The following is a 14,302-nucleotide window of genomic DNA, read 5'->3' on the forward strand; positions in this document are numbered from 1 at the left end:
ACCACCGCACCCCTCCGCCCGCAGCGGACGGGCCGCGCCGCCGTGGCGTGCGACGCGGCCCGCCCGCTCGGGCCTAACCTCGTACCAGGGTCCGCCCCGAGGAAGGACACCCCGTGCCGGTCGTCCGCATCACCCGTGTCACCTCCACCGACCTGTTCACGGGCACCGAGGCCGCGCCGCGCCAGGTCCTGCGGATGACGGTGGACGGCCCGCCGTGCCGCATCGACGTGACCGGCCCGGGCGTCCGCGGCAGTGCGACCGGCACGGGCCCCGTCGAGGTCCCGCTGGAGGTCGACGACCCGGTCCCCGGCGAGCGCCGCCGGGTCACCGTGACCGCCGGCGACGCCGAAGCCCCCGGCGAGCTGGAGGTCGCCGAGCCCGGCTGGACGATGTTCATGGTCCCGCACTTCCACTACGACCCGGTCTGGTGGAACACCCAGGCCGCGTACACCTCGCCCTGGGAGCTGCTGTCCGGCGACGCCACCACCCGCCCGCTCTGGGAGCGCAACGGCTTCGCCCTGGTCGACGCGCACCTGGAACTGGCGCAGCGCGACCCGGTCTACACGTTCGTGCTCGCCGAGGTCGACTACCTCAAGCCGTACTTCGACCAGCACCCCGAGCGCCGGGCGCAGCTGCGGGAGCTGCTGGCGAGCGGGCGGGTGGAGCTGGTGGGCGGCACCTACAACGAGCCGAACACCAACCTGACCGGCGCCGAGACCACCATCCGCAACCTGCTGTACGGCATCGGCTACCAGCGCGACATCCTCGGCGGGGATCCGCGGACCGCCTGGCAGTTGGACGTCTTCGGCCACGATCCCCAGTTCCCGGGCCATCTGGCCGCCGCCGGGCTGACCGGCAGTGCCTGGGCGCGCGGGCCGTTCCACCAGTGGGGGCCGATCCAGAAGAACTTCCGGGAGGCCAAGGACGACGCGACGGTGATGCAGTTCCCGAGCGAGTTCGAGTGGATCTCGCCGTCCGGGCGCGGGGTGCTCACCCACTACATGCCGCACCACTACTCGGCGGGCTGGTGGATGGACTCCTCCCCCGACCTGGCCGCCGCCGAGCAGGCGGTGTACGAGCTGTACCGCAAGCTGAAGCCGGTCGGCGCGACGAGGAACCTGCTGCTGCCGGTCGGCACCGACTACACCCCGCCGAACAAGTGGGTCACCGAGATCCACCGGTCGTGGGCGGCCAAGTACGTGTGGCCGCGGTTCGTCTGCGGCACCCCGCGGGACTTCCTGACCGCCGTCCGGGCCGAACTCGATCTTTCGGGGCGCAGGTTGAGCCCTCAGACCCGGGACATGAACCCGGTGTACACCGGCAAGGACGTCTCCTACATCGACACCAAGCAGGCCCAGCGGGCGGCCGAGACGGCGGCGCTGGACGCGGAGCGGTTCGCCACCCTGGCCGCGGTGCAGGGTCTCGGCCGGTACCCGGAGGAGGCGCTCGACAAGGTGTGGCGCCACCTCGCCTACGGCGCGCACCACGACGCGATCACCGGCTCCGAGTCCGACCAGGTCTACCTGGACCTGCTGGGCGGCTGGCGCGAGGCCCACGACCTGGCCGCCGCCGTCCGGGACTCCTCCCTCGAAGCGCTGACCGGCGGGATCGGCACCGGCGACGACCGAGCGGTGGTGGTCGCCAACTCCCTGTCCTTCCGGCGCTCCGGCGTGGTGTCGCTCCGGCTGCCGGACGGCCTCGACGGCGTGCGGGTGCTCGACCAGGACGGACTGCCGATGCCCTGCGCGGTCGACCGGGGCACGCTGCACTTCCGTGCCGACGCGGTTCCGGCACTCGGCTGGCGCACCTACACGCTGGCCGACGGCCCGGCCGCCCCCCTGTGGCAGGCCGCGGAGGGCCTCACCGCCGCCAACGCCCGCTACCGGGTGACCGCGGACCCGGCACGCGGCGGCGCGCTCGGCTCCGTCCACGACCTGCTGCGCGGAAGGGAGTTGCTGCGCGAGGGCGAGGTCGGCAACGAGCTGCGGGTGTACGAGGAGTACCCGCAGCACCCGGACTTCGGCGAGGGGCCGTGGCACCTGGTCCCGAAGGGCCCGGTCGTCGGTTCGTCCGCCGGGGCCGCCACCGTGCGGCGCGAGAGCGGCCCGCTGGGCGAACGGCTGGTGGTCGACGGCACCGTCGACGGCATCGCCTACCGGCAGACGGTGACCCTCTGGGACGGCCTGGACCACGTCGACTTCCGGACGGCGCTGGCCGACTTCGCCGGCGCCGACCGGCTGCTGCGGGTGCGCTTCCCGGCCGATCTGCCGGGCGGCCTCCCGGTGAGCGAGGTGGCGGGAGCGGTGGTCGGGCGCGGCTTCGCGCTGCCGGACGTGGACGCCGCCGAGGCGCCCTGGACGCTCGACAACCCGGCCAACACCTGGTTCGGCCTGGGATCGACCGCCCGCGTCTCGCTCACCGACCCGGACGGCGCCCCGCTCGGGGAACGGGCGATCGGCGTGGCCGAGGTGATCGTTCCCAGCGCCGACGATGCCCACGGCGCACGGGAGCTGGTGGTCGCCCTGGCCCGGGTCGGGGTGACCGCGACCACCACAGGTGCCGACCGGGCCCGGTACGGCTGGCTCGACGTGGACTCCAACCTGCCCGATGTCCGGATCGTCCTCGGCGGTCCCGGCACCAATCCGGCTGCGGCGGCGCTGCTTGAACGGGCCGGCGCCGAGCACGCGGCCGTCCTCGCCGAGCACGGCGCGGTCTGGGTGCCCGCCGACAAGCCGCTGCACGAGGTCTGGCAGCCCAACGCCGACCTGCGCGACCTGGGGGCCCTGCCCGCACTGATCGCCACCGACCCGGCCGCGCTCGCCGCCGACCTCGCCGACGCCGTGATCCGCGCCGTCTGCCCGGGCCGCCTCCCCGACGGTGAACGGCTCGCCGACCGCACCGTGGCCCTGCTCACCCGCGGACTGCCCGGGTTCGCCGTCGACCCGTCCGGCGCCCTCCACCTGTCGCTGATGCGCTCCTGCACCGGCTGGCCGTCCGGCGTCTGGATCGACCCGCCGAGGCGCACGCTGCCGGACGGTGCGTCGTTCCAACTCCAGCACTGGACGCACGAGTTCCGGTACGCCCTGGCCGGCGGCGACGGCGACTGGCGGGCCCGGCACCTGCCGGCGCAGGGCCAGGAGTTCAACCACCCGCTGCACGCCCGGCTGCTCCCGCCCGGCCGGGCCGGCGGAGTACCCCGGACCTGCTCCTGGCTGCGGGTCGAACCGGAGCGGGAGGTGCTGCTGTCCGCGCTGAAGCCGACCGGCAACCCGATCGCGCACGGTTCCGCGGCGGCCGTCTCCCCCGGGTCGTCGGTCACCCTGCGACTGATCGAGTCCACCGGTCTCGGGCGGACGGCCCGGCTGGACGGCTCGCTGCGGCTCTCCGCGCTGCGCGTCGCCGACCTGCTGGAGCAGCCGGGCGGGACACCGGCCGATCCGGTGCCGGCCGATCCGGTGCCGGCCGATCTGGTGCTGGCCGGATCGGAGGTGGTCACGGTGACGGCGGTACCGAAGGCCACGGCCCCCGGTCCGGTGACCGCCGCACTGGGGCCGACGGCCGAGGCTGCGCAGCCCGTCCACGCCCGGTACTGGCTGCACAACCGGGGCCCCGCGCCGATGGGGTACCTGCCGGTGTCGGTCGGTCTCTCCCCCGGCCTGGTCCGCACGGCCGGCGGTCCGGTCGAGCTGTCCGCCGTCCTCGCCTCGCACCTGGTGGACGCCGAGGTGGAGGGCGCCGCCGAGGTCCTCGCCCCCGACGGCTGGCAGGTCTCCGTCCGCCGCCGCCCGTACCGGCTCGTCCCCTCCGGGCACGTGCGCTTCCCGCTGACGCTCGACCCGCCGGCCGGCACCGGGCCCGGCCTGTACTTCGTCGCCGTCCGCACCGAGTACGGCGGCCAGCTCGTCGAGGACGTCGCCACCGTCGCCGTCGGCGACCTGCCCGCGCTGCTGCCCGCCGACGGCGGGGCGCCCGAGGACTGGACGGCCGCCCAGGGCACCCGGGCCGCCGACGGACGCGACACCGGCCTGTCCGTCTCCGTCACCACCCCCTCGGTCCGGCTGTCGCCGGGCCGGCGCGGCACGCTCGGCGTCGTCCTCGGCAACCGCACCCGTGGCGAGATCCGCGGCGAGCTGCAGGTGGTCGCCCCCTTCGGCTGCTGGGACGCGCTCCCCGACCCCGTCCGCGGCTTCACCGTGCCGGCCGGCGCCCGGCACACCGTCACCTTCGACGTCGCCGTCCCGGCCGACGCCGAGCCCGGCGCCTACTGGGCGCTGGCGAAGGTGATGTGGTTCGGCCGCTGCCAGTACGCGCCGACGGTGGAGCTGGTGATCGAGCCGTGACCGCCGGACCCGCCCTGCTCGGACTGCTCGACGGCCACCCGCTCCCCCGCGCCGAGCTGGACCGACGGCTGGCCGCGCTCCGTGCCGGCCCGAGGTCCTCCGCACTGCCCGCCCCCGGCAGCGCGGAGGACCGCCAGCTCACCCGCTGGGTCGCCCAGGTCCTGCTCACCGAGGCGCTCTGCACCGCCGAGGCCGCCGCCCGCGGCCTCGACCGCGCGGCCGCCCCGCCGGTCCGCCTCGACCAGCGGGCCGCCGTCGAGTTGGGCTCGATCACCGCCGCGGCGTTCGAGGGCTGCGCGGCTGTCCGCGCGGTCTTCGCCGCCGTCACCGCCGACGTCGCCGTACCGCAGCCCGGCCTCCACCGGCCCGTGCCCGTGCTCGCCACCGTGTGGGAACTCGCCACCCCTGACGGCGACTTCGAGGCTGACCCGGAGACCCTCCCCGTCGCGCTCGCCACCGCCCTGCGCGCCGCCCCGCCCGGCCACCGGGTGACCGCGGCCGGCTGGACGGCGGCGCTCGTGTCGACCCGCACCCGTACCGTCCCCGGCCCGGACGCGGCCCCCGACCCGCTCCCCCCGGCCCGCCGCCTCGCCTTCGTCCGCTGGCTCGACCACGCCCGCGCCCACCGCCTCACCCTCGTCCCCGGTCTCGAACATCCCGGCGACCCGGCGCAGCCCGACAACCACCACCGTCACTGATCCCCCGCGGAGCCGCACCGGCCGGAGAGCCCCGGGCCGAACGGCGGGAGAGCCGAGCACCGCCCTCGCCGCCGGAGCACGGGCGGCCCACGCCGTGCCGGCGGGATCCCCGCGCACCACCCGACACGGGCCCGATGCCCGAGCACCGGGGAAATCGGCAGGTATGCGACCATACGCGCCATGTCCAGCACGTTTCCTCCGGACCGGGGCCCCGGTGCACCGGCCGACCCCCGGCGCCGTCTCCTGCTCGAACTCGGTGCGGGCATGTTGGGCGGCGGCCTGCCCGTCCACGACGTGGAGGAGGAACTGCGCGGGCTCGGGCGGACGCTCGATGCACCCGACGTGCGGGTCGCCGCCCTGACCACCGGCCTGTTCGTGGCGCTCCACGCGGACGACCCCGCCGTGTTCGAGCCCGTCGGCCCCGCCCTGCGGTTCGAGCAGACCGCCGACGTCCTCGACGTGGTGCACCGGCTACGCGCGGGCGCCCTCGACGGGCACCAGGCGCTGCGCGACCTGGACGCGGTCCGCCGGGCCCCGGCCCGCTGGCCGGTCTGGGTCGCGGATCTCGGGGTGCTGCCGGTCGGGGTCGGGCTCTGCCTCTACCTGCAGCCGGTGGCGGCGAACGTCCTCGCCGCCGCGCTCGGCTCGCTCATCGTGGTGGGCCTGACCATGACGGCCCGCCGACTGCCGCTGCTGCGGCCGCTGCTGCCGGTCACCGCGGGCTTCCTCGTCTCCGTCCTCGTGCTCGGGGCCGCCCGGGCCTCCCTGCTCGACGGACCGCTGCGCACGATCGTCGCCACCCTGGCGATCCTGCTGCCCGGCGGCCTCCTGGTGACCGGGCTGTCGGAGATCGCCGCGGGTGCGGCCAGCGCCGGGACGGCCAGGCTGGTGTCCGGCTCCGTGCAGCTGTCACTCTTCCTCGCCGGTGTGGTGGCCGCCGCCACCGCCACCGGCGTGCCCACCTCCGTGCTGGCCAACACCCAGGTCGCCGCGCCGAGTTGGTGGGTCGTCTGCCTGGGCTTGGCACTTGCCGTGGCCGGAGTCGTGATCAACGTCAACACCCCGCCGCCCGCGATCCCGTGGATCGTCGCGGTGATCGCGGTGACCGCCGCCGTCCAGATCACGGTCACCACCACCAACGGCCCGGCGATCGGCGGTCTGGCCGGCGCGGTCACCGCCGCCACCGCCGCCACCGTCGCGCACTGGCTGCGTCGCGGCTCGTCCTGGCAGGTGCTCTACCTCCCCGCGTTCTGGGTCGTGGTACCCGGCTCGTTCGGCCTGCTCAACACCGCCCAGATCGAGGTCGGCAACGGCGCGCAGGCCGTCCTCACCGCCGTGTCCGCGGTGTTCGGCGTCTCCATCGGCACACTGATCGGCTCGGTCATCAGCCGCATCCCGCGACCCGCTCCACCGTGGCCGCGGTCCTGACCCCGGGCGACCGTGACGCCTTCGAACCGGGCGCGTCCGCGGCACCGCGGAGCCGTCCGCGGTCCCCGGGCGGAGGCCCGACCGGTGTGCGGATCGTCCGCGCGCGGCGGAGGCTTGGGGCAGGGACGGCCGGCCGGTCCGCGCGACTGCGGGCCGTCCGCCGTCGCGCGGCGACGACGGACGGAGTGAGCCCATGGGCGGCCCCGACATCGCGGACCGGACCGGACGGGTGCTGGACGAGGACGACGCGGTCGAACTCCTGGCCTACCTGCTCTGCTCCGCCCGCACCCAGGTGGACGAGGCCGCCGAGTACGCCCCGCTGCGGCTGCTCACCGCGGCGGGACGGCTTGCGGAGATGATCGAGCCGCAGGCGGGCGACCGCCTGCGGGCCCTCCTGCACGAGGTGCGCCGCGGGCACGCCGAGACCTCGGTCCGGGCCGGCGATCCGCAGGGCTACGTCGACCGGCTGGACGCGCTCTCCCGGACCCTGGCCGCGTACCTTCTCGATTCGCTCGACCCCGGCGAGGCGGCGAACGACGGAACGGCAACCGGCGGGGCGTCGTGAGCGGCGAGGAGCGCACAGCTGGCGACACCGCCGGCGGGGACGCCGTCCTGCGGGCGATCCGTACCCGCCGCGTGGTCCGGGCGCTCGCCGACGCGCCGGTCGAGCCCGAGCAGCTACGGGCCGTCCTGGACGGCGCCCGGTACGCGCCGCACGCCGGCAACCGGCGCCTCCACCGGTACGTGGTCGTCACCCGGCCCGGAATGCTGCGGGCGATCCGGATGGTCTCCCCCGGGATGCTCCAGCGCCCGGCGGCCGCGATCGTCGTCTGCGTCGACTGGGCCGGGGTGCGCGCGTACGGCTTCCCGGAGAGCAACCCCGGCCCGTACGTCGACGTGGGGACGGCGGCGGCGACCATGCTGCTGGCGGCGCACGGCCTGGGGCTGGGCGCCGGGCCGGTGACCTCGTTCAGCCGGGCGGCGGTTGCCGTGCTGCTCGGGGCGCCGGACGGGGTGCGGCCCGAGCTGATCGTCTGCCTCGGCCACCCGTCGCCGCAGCAGCCTCCCCCGGTGCGCCGCCGGGGCGGACCGGCCTGGACGGACCAGGTGCGGTGGGAACACTTCTGAGTGTCCGCTCCCGGGCCCTCCACGACCTGCTGCGCCTGTGCGCCGGGGCGCAACCGCGCCGGGAGGACGGCAAGGCTGCACCGGAGCCGCTCGGTCCCGGCTGCGCGCCCCGGCTGCTCGACACCTCACCCACCACCGGGCGGTGTCACGAAGCCAACCACGGCGCGCCGTCGGAAGGTTGCCGGGCCGACGGCCGGCCGCGGGCTGGGCGTCACGCGAGCCAGGCGGACTCCTTCGGACGGGTGTCCGGGGAGCTGTCGGTGCCGCCGGGCGCGGCCGTGCGGCCCAGGTAGCGGTGCACGAAGTGGATGCTCATCGCGCCTTCGCCGACCGCGGAGGCCACACGCTTCACCGAGCCGCTGCGGACGTCGCCGGCGGCGAAGACGCCAGGCAGGCTGGTCTCCAACGTCAGGCAGTCGCGGCCCTGGCTCTGCCACAGTTCGGGAAGGGAGCTCGCCTGCGCCTCGGCGCCGGTGAGCACGTAGCCGCGCGCGTCGAGGGCGAGCGCGCCGGACAGCCACTCGGTGTGGGGGTCTGCGCCGGTGAAGACGAACAGGGCCCGCACCGCGAGGTGGCGGTGCTCGCCCGTACGGTGGTCGACCACGGCGACCGCCTCCAGTGTCCTGTCGCCGAGCACCTCGGTCACCTCGGTGCGCAGCAGCACGCGCACCCGCGGGTGGCGCTCGACCTGATCGATCAGGTAGCGGGACATGTGCGCCTCGAGGCTCGGTCCGCGGACGAGCAGATACACCTGCGGTGCGTACCCGGCCAGGAAGAGCACGGCCTGGCCGGCGGAGTTGCCGCCGCCGACCACCGCCACCGGGTCGGTACGGCACTGCTGGGCCTCGTAGACGGTCGCCGAGTAGTGGACGCTCGCACCTTCCAACGGTTCGATGCCGGGCACATGGAGACGGCGGTAGCGGGCGCCGGTGGCCAGGACGACGGCACGGGCGGTGATCTCGCTGCCGTCGGCGAACCCGACGGCGTAGTGGTCGCCCCGCGGTTCGAGCCGGGCCGCCTCCGCCGGGACGCTGATCCGGGCGCCGAACTTCTCCGCCTGGAGCACAGCGCGCTCGGTGAGTTCGGCCCCGGAGATGCCGGAGGGGAAGCCGAAGCAGTTGTCGATGCGGGAGGACGTCCCGGCCTGGCCACCGGTGGCCATCACCTCGACCACGGTCGTGCCGAGGCCCTCCGAGGCGGCGTTCACCGCGGCGGCGAGACCGGCCGGGCCGGAGCCGACGATCAGGAGATCGCCGCGGCCGTCGCTCGACGGCAGGGGCGACAGGCCGATGAACCGGGCCAGTTCGGCGTTGCTCGGATTGCGCAGCAAGGTCGTGTCCCGCCAGATCACCAGCGGCGTCTGCTCCGGACCGACCCCGAAGCGGCGCAGCAGTGCCTCGGCCTCCTCGTCCGTCTCCAGGTCGATCCAGCGGTGCGGCAGCCGGTTGCGGGCGGCGAACTCGCGCAGCCGCCGGGTGTCGGGCGAATACCGTGAGCCGATGATGCGGAAACCGGCGCCCTGCCGGACGAGCAGAGCACGGCGGCCCAGGCAGGCGCGCAGCACCACGTCGCCAAGGACGGAGTCCCGGGTCACCAGGTCGCGCAGCTGGTCCATGGACAGGGCGAGAATCTCGCCGGGGTCCCTGATCACGGCGGTGTAGAAGGCCACCTGTCCGTTCAGGAGGCCGAGTTCGCCGATGAAGCGGCCGGGGCCGTGCACGCGCAGCAGGTGTTCGTCGGAGGTGCCGTAGCCCTCGACGATGGCGACCGAACCACTGAGGACGACGTAGAACGTCTCGCACCGGTCCCCCTCCCGGATCAGCACGTCACCGGCGTCAACCGCGTGCCGCCGGCCGTGCTGGGCCAGGCGGGCCGTCTGGTCGTCCGACAGGCGGGGGTAGGCGCCGTAGATGTCAGGGGTCTCGAAGGGGACGCGCTCCTGCGCCTCGTCCGGCAGGGGCGTTGCGCCGGGTCGGGTCTCGTCGCCGGGCATCACACGAACGCCTCATCGACGAAGCACCAGCGCCAGTCCTCGCCGGGCTCCAGCGACGCCACGATCGGATGGCCGTCGGCGACGGCGTGACGGCGGGCGTGCCGGTTCGGCGACGAATCGCAGCAGCCGACGTGGCCGCAGGTCAGGCAGAGCCTGAGGTGGACCCAGGGGGAGTGCGTGGCCAGGCACTCCTCGCACCCCGGGGTGAGCGGGGTGACCGGGCGTACGAGGGCGAGGTGGGGGTCGGTCCTTACGGTCACGGTCGATCATCCTTTCCCAGCCGATGCGTGGCCCGCGATCGACTGCTCCACCCACCGCCGCAAGGCAGGGGCCGGTGCGGCACCCGCCTGCCGGGCGATGGTCCGTCCTTTGTCGAGGACCAGCAGCGTCGGTACCGCCTGGACCTCGAACCGCCGCGCCAGGCGCGGGTTCTTGTCGATGTCGACCTTGACCAGCTTGATCGTTCCTGCGAGATCGGCGGCGACTTCCTCCAGCGCGGGGCTCACCATGCGGCAGGGGCCGCACCAGGTGGCCCACAGGTCCACGACGACGGGCACGGTGGCCTGCTCGACGACGTCGGTGAAGTCGTCGTCGCCCGCGTCGGCCGTCCACGGCAGCCACTGCTTGCAGTTGCCGCACCTCGGGCGGCCCTCGGCGGCCGCCGGCACCCGGTTGGTGCGCCCGCAGTGCGGGCAGGTGACGTTGGTGGCTTGCACGGTGCTCATGCCGTCCTCGTTCCCTTCACGTCCTCGGGCCGGTCGTAGGTGACCACCAGTTCTCCCGCCCGGGCGTCGACCCGGATCGTGGCGCCGTCCTGGACGTCGCCGCGCAGCAGGGCCCGTCCGACGAGGGTTTCGACCTCGTGGGAGATGTAGCGGCGCAGCGGTCGCGCGCCGTACACCGGGTCGTAGCCCTGGTGGGCGATCACCTGCCTGGCCTCGTCGGTGAGTTCGACGGTGATGCGGCGTTCGGCGAGGCGGCGGCGCAGTTCGTCGAACTGCAGCTCCACGATGCGCTCGATCTGCCGCTCGCCGAGCGGCTTGAACAGCACGATGTCGTCGACGCGGTTGAGGAACTCCGGGCGGAAGTGCCCGCGCAGCTCGCCCATCACCAGGGCGCGGGCGTCGGGCTTGATCTCACCCTCTGCGGTGGCGCCGTCGAGGAGGTGCTCGGAGCCGATGTTGGACGTCATGATGATCACGGTGTTGCGGAAGTCGACCGTGCGGCCCTGAGCATCGGTGATGCGGCCGTCGTCGAGGACCTGGAGCAGGGTGTTGAAGACGTCGGTGTGCGCCTTCTCGATCTCGTCGAACAGCACGACCGAGTACGGCTTGCGGCGTACGGCCTCGGTGAGCTGGCCGCCTTCCTCGTAGCCGACGTATCCGGGCGGTGCGCCCATGAGCCGGCTGACGGTGTGACGCTCCTGGTACTCGCTCATGTCGAGGCGGACCATGTTCTCCTCGGAGTCGAACAGGGCCCGGGCGAGGGTCTTGGCCAGCTCGGTCTTCCCGACGCCGGTGGGGCCGAGGAAGATGAACGAGCCGATGGGGCGGCGTGGGTCGCGGATGCCGGAGCGGGCGCGGATGATGGCGTCGGCGACGAGCTTGACGGCCTCGTCCTGGCCGATGACCCGCTCGCGCAGGATCTCGTCGAGGCGCAGCAGCTTCTCGCGTTCGCCCTCCTGGAGGCGGGCGACGGGGACGCCGGTCCAGGCGGCGACGATCTCGGCGATCTCCTCCTCGGTGACGACCTCCCGCAGCAGCCGGTTCTTGCCCTGCTTCGCGGCCAGTTGCTCCTCCTCGGCCTTCAGCCGGCGCTCCAGTTCCCGGAGTTTGCCGTAGCGGAGTTCGGCGGCCCGGTTGAGGTCGTAGGTGCGCTCGGCCTCCTCGGCTTCGTGGCGGACCTGCTCCAGTTCCTGGCGCAGTTCCTGCACGCGGCGGATGGCCTGCCGTTCGGCCTCCCACTGGGCGTGTTTGGCGTCGGCCTCGCCGCGCAGGTCGGCCAGTTCCCTGCGCAGTTCCTCCAGGCGGGCTCTGCTGGCGGGGTCGGTCTCCTTGGACAGGGCCGCCTCCTCGATCTCCAGGCGGGTGACGCGGCGGGTGATCTCGTCGAGTTCGGCGGGCATCGAGTCGATCTCGGTGCGCAGCCGGGCGCACGCCTCGTCGACGAGGTCGATGGCCTTGTCGGGCAGGAACCGGTCGGTGATGTAGCGGTGGCTGAGGGTGGCCGCGGAGACCAGGGCGGTGTCCTGGATCTTCACGCCGTGGAAGACCTCCAGGCGTTCGCGCAGTCCGCGCAGGATGGAGATGGTGTCCTCCACGTTCGGCTCGTCGACCAGGACCTGCTGGAAGCGGCGTTCCAGGGCGGCGTCCTTCTCGATGTGCTTGCGGTACTCGTCGAGGGTGGTGGCGCCGATCATGTGGAGTTCGCCGCGGGCGAGCATCGGCTTGAGCATGTTGCCCGCGTCCATGGCTCCTTCGGCGGCGCCCGCGCCGACGACGGTGTGCAGTTCGTCGACGAAGAGCAGGATGCGCCCTTGGGCGGCCTTGACCTCGCCGAGTACGGCCTTGAGGCGTTCCTCGAACTCGCCGCGGTACTTGGCGCCGGCGACCAGGGAGCCCATGTCGAGGGCGAACACCGTCTTGTCGCGGAGTCCTTCGGGCACGTCGCCGCGCACGACGCGCTGGGCGAGGCCCTCGACGATGGCGGTCTTGCCGACGCCGGGGTCACCGATGAGAACGGGGTTGTTCTTGGTCTTGCGGCTGAGGATCTGGGTGACGCGGCGGATCTCGGCGTCCCGGCCGATGACCGGGTCGAGCCTGCCGGCCCTGGCCTCGGCGACGAGATCCCGGCCGTACTTCTCCAGGGCCTCGTAGGCCGCTTCGGGGTTGGCGGAGGTGACGCGCTGGTTGCCGCGGACCCGGGTGAGCGCGCTCAGGAACGAGTCCTTGGTGATGCCGGCCTGTTTGAGCAGGCGCCCGGAGGCGGTTGACGAGCCCTCCTCGACCAGGGCGAGCAGGAGGTGCTCCACGGACACGTACTCGTCCTTGAGGCGTTTGGCCTCCCGTTCGGCGGCATCGAGCAGGCGGGCGAGGCGCTGGGTGACGAAGACCTGGCCGGGTGCCGCGCCGGGGCCGGTGACCTTCGGACGGCGGGAGAGTTCCTCGCGCACGGCAGCACGCAGATCCTCCGGCTCGGCGCCGGCCTGTTGCAGCAACCGCGGGATCAGACCGTCCTCCTGATCGAGGAGCGCGAGCAGCAGGTGTTCCCCGTCGACCTCGGTCTGCCCCATGCGGACGGCCGTGGCCTGGGCCTCCTGCAGCGCATCCTGGGATTTCTGGGTGAGACTGTTCATGTCCATGGGGGTGTTTCACTCCTTGTACCGGCGCGGCGCAGGGCGGCTTCGAGCAGGCTGATGCGGTCCAGCAGGTCCAGCACCAGGCCGATGGACGCGTAGTTGAGGCAGAGTCCGGAGCGCAGCCGCTGGATGCGGGCGAGGACCGCCGGGGCCGTGGGGTCGAACACCAGGTGCTTCGCGGCATCGCGCTCGGCGTCGACCAGGCCGAGGGCGACGAACCGGCGGATCAGATCGGGGTGGAGGCCCGAGCGACGGGCCACGGCGTCCAGCGAGAGCTTGGGGACGGGCACGAGCGCGTACCGGACAGCCGCCGAGGCGGTGAGGTCGGCGCCCGTCCGGACCGGACGGGCGCCCGTGCCGGCCCGGCCGATGCCCGTCGCTCCCGCGGGTCGGTCGTTCATCGCGTCCTCCTGGGATCGAACGAGGATGTGGCGGCGAGCTCCTCGAACAGTTCGCGCTCCCGGTCGCCGAGGACGGGCGGCACCATGACGCGGAGTTCGACGTACAGGTCGCCGTTCGCGCCTCGCGGGTTCGGCATGCCCTCGCCGCGCAGCCGCAGCCGCCGACCGCTGGACGAGCCCGCGGGCACCGTGACCTTGGCCGTGCCGCCGCCGGGGGTGGGCACCGGCACGATCGCGCCCAGAGCCGCTTCCCAGGGGGCGACCGGGACCTGGACGTGCACGTCGCGGCCGTCCAGCCGGAACCGGGGGTGGGGCCGGATGCGTACCCGCAGGTACAGGTCGCCCGCGGGGGCGTCGCCGCTGCTCCGGCCGCCCTCGCCCGACAGCCGGATGCGCTGCCCGTCGGTGACACCCGGTGGCACGTCGACCTCGTACCGCCGCGGCTGCCCGGTGGGACCGGCGAGCGTGACGGTGCGACGGCCGCCTCGGTAGGCCTCCTCGACGGTGAGCGGCAGTTCGGCCTCCTGGTCCGCTCCGGGAACGCCGCCCCGGGTGGCGCCGGCTCCGAACATGGAGCCGAGCAGGTCCTCGATGTCGATGCCCTCCGCTCCGAAGTCGTCGCCGAAGCCGGTGGTGTACCGGACACGGGGGCCGCCCGCGCCGGCGGTCCCCCGTGTGCGGAAGCCGTCGCCCGCTCCGGCCGCGACCCGTTCGTCGAAGTCCTCGGGGATCTTGCGGAAGTCGTCGCCGAAGCGGTCGTAACGGGCCCGGGTCTTCGGGTCCGACAGGACGCCGTAGGCCTCGTTGAGGTCCTTGAAGCGTTCCTCCGCCTGCGGGTCCTTGTTGACGTCGGGGTGGTACTTGCGGGCGAGCTTGCGATACGCCTGCTGGATCTCGTCCTGGCTCGCGGTCCGCGGCACGCCCAGCACCTCGTAGAAGCTCCGTGCCATGACCGG

At 73.9% G+C, this 14,302-nt stretch carries 11 protein-coding genes; 5 read left to right on the forward strand and 6 right to left on the reverse strand.

Annotated features, from left to right (window positions below):
- Positions 1 to 113 precede the first annotated feature (113 nt).
- The 5 genes from AB0O09_RS15320 to AB0O09_RS15340 all read left to right on the forward strand — a co-directional run bounded on the left by AB0O09_RS15320 (position 114) and on the right by AB0O09_RS15340 (position 7,594).
- On the forward strand, positions 114 to 4,340 hold the full coding sequence (locus AB0O09_RS15320; RefSeq protein ID WP_363542143.1) for an NEW3 domain-containing protein: 4,227 nt from the start codon (positions 114 to 116) through the stop codon (positions 4,338 to 4,340).
- A complete protein-coding gene (locus tag AB0O09_RS15325; protein ID WP_363542144.1) occupies positions 4,337 to 5,038 on the forward strand; it encodes a hypothetical protein in 702 nt (233 codons plus the stop codon). Before AB0O09_RS15320 ends, AB0O09_RS15325 begins: the two co-directional genes overlap by 4 nt.
- A 180-nt stretch (positions 5,039 to 5,218) precedes the next feature.
- Positions 5,219 to 6,466 (forward strand): threonine/serine exporter family protein, encoded by a 1,248-nt coding sequence (locus AB0O09_RS15330; RefSeq protein ID WP_363542145.1) that lies wholly within the window; start codon positions 5,219 to 5,221, stop codon positions 6,464 to 6,466.
- Positions 6,467 to 6,659: 193 nt separating this feature from the next.
- Entirely contained in the window at positions 6,660 to 7,031 is a 372-nt protein-coding gene (locus AB0O09_RS15335; RefSeq protein WP_363542146.1) for a DUF6092 family protein, read from the forward strand.
- Positions 7,028 to 7,594, forward strand: a complete 567-nt coding sequence (locus AB0O09_RS15340) for a nitroreductase family protein (protein WP_363542147.1) — start codon at positions 7,028 to 7,030, stop codon at positions 7,592 to 7,594. The genes AB0O09_RS15335 and AB0O09_RS15340 overlap by 4 nt, the downstream gene beginning before the upstream one ends.
- A 211-nt stretch (positions 7,595 to 7,805) precedes the next feature.
- On the opposite strand, the gene AB0O09_RS15345 is transcribed toward AB0O09_RS15340, so the two are convergent.
- Genes AB0O09_RS15345 through AB0O09_RS15370 form a run of 6 tightly spaced genes read right to left on the reverse strand, consistent with a single transcriptional unit; the run spans position 7,806 to position 14,296 of the window.
- Positions 7,806 to 9,587: an FAD-dependent oxidoreductase gene (locus AB0O09_RS15345; RefSeq protein ID WP_363542148.1), complete on the reverse strand. Its 1,782-nt coding sequence runs from the start codon at positions 9,585 to 9,587 to the stop codon at positions 7,806 to 7,808.
- Entirely contained in the window at positions 9,587 to 9,847 is a 261-nt protein-coding gene (locus AB0O09_RS15350) for a UBP-type zinc finger domain-containing protein (protein WP_363542149.1), read from the reverse strand. Before AB0O09_RS15350 ends, AB0O09_RS15345 begins: the two co-directional genes overlap by 1 nt.
- 6 nt (positions 9,848 to 9,853) lie before the next feature.
- The gene (gene trxA, locus AB0O09_RS15355) at positions 9,854 to 10,312 is read right to left on the reverse strand and encodes a thioredoxin (protein ID WP_363542150.1); all 459 of its coding nucleotides are present in this window, start codon (positions 10,310 to 10,312) and stop codon (positions 9,854 to 9,856) included.
- On the reverse strand, positions 10,309 to 12,948 hold the full coding sequence (gene clpB, locus AB0O09_RS15360) for an ATP-dependent chaperone ClpB (RefSeq protein WP_363542151.1): 2,640 nt from the start codon (positions 12,946 to 12,948) through the stop codon (positions 10,309 to 10,311). Before clpB ends, trxA begins: the two co-directional genes overlap by 4 nt.
- Entirely contained in the window at positions 12,939 to 13,346 is a 408-nt protein-coding gene (locus AB0O09_RS15365) for a chaperone modulator CbpM (protein ID WP_363542152.1), read from the reverse strand. Before AB0O09_RS15365 ends, clpB begins: the two co-directional genes overlap by 10 nt.
- Entirely contained in the window at positions 13,343 to 14,296 is a 954-nt protein-coding gene (locus AB0O09_RS15370; protein WP_363542153.1) for a J domain-containing protein, read from the reverse strand. The genes AB0O09_RS15365 and AB0O09_RS15370 overlap by 4 nt, the downstream gene beginning before the upstream one ends.
- Positions 14,297 to 14,302 lie beyond the last annotated feature (6 nt).

This window comes from Kitasatospora sp. NPDC093679, from assembly GCF_040683455.1.
In the GTDB taxonomy this organism is placed as follows: Bacteria; Actinomycetota; Actinomycetes; order Streptomycetales; family Streptomycetaceae; genus Kitasatospora; species Kitasatospora arboriphila.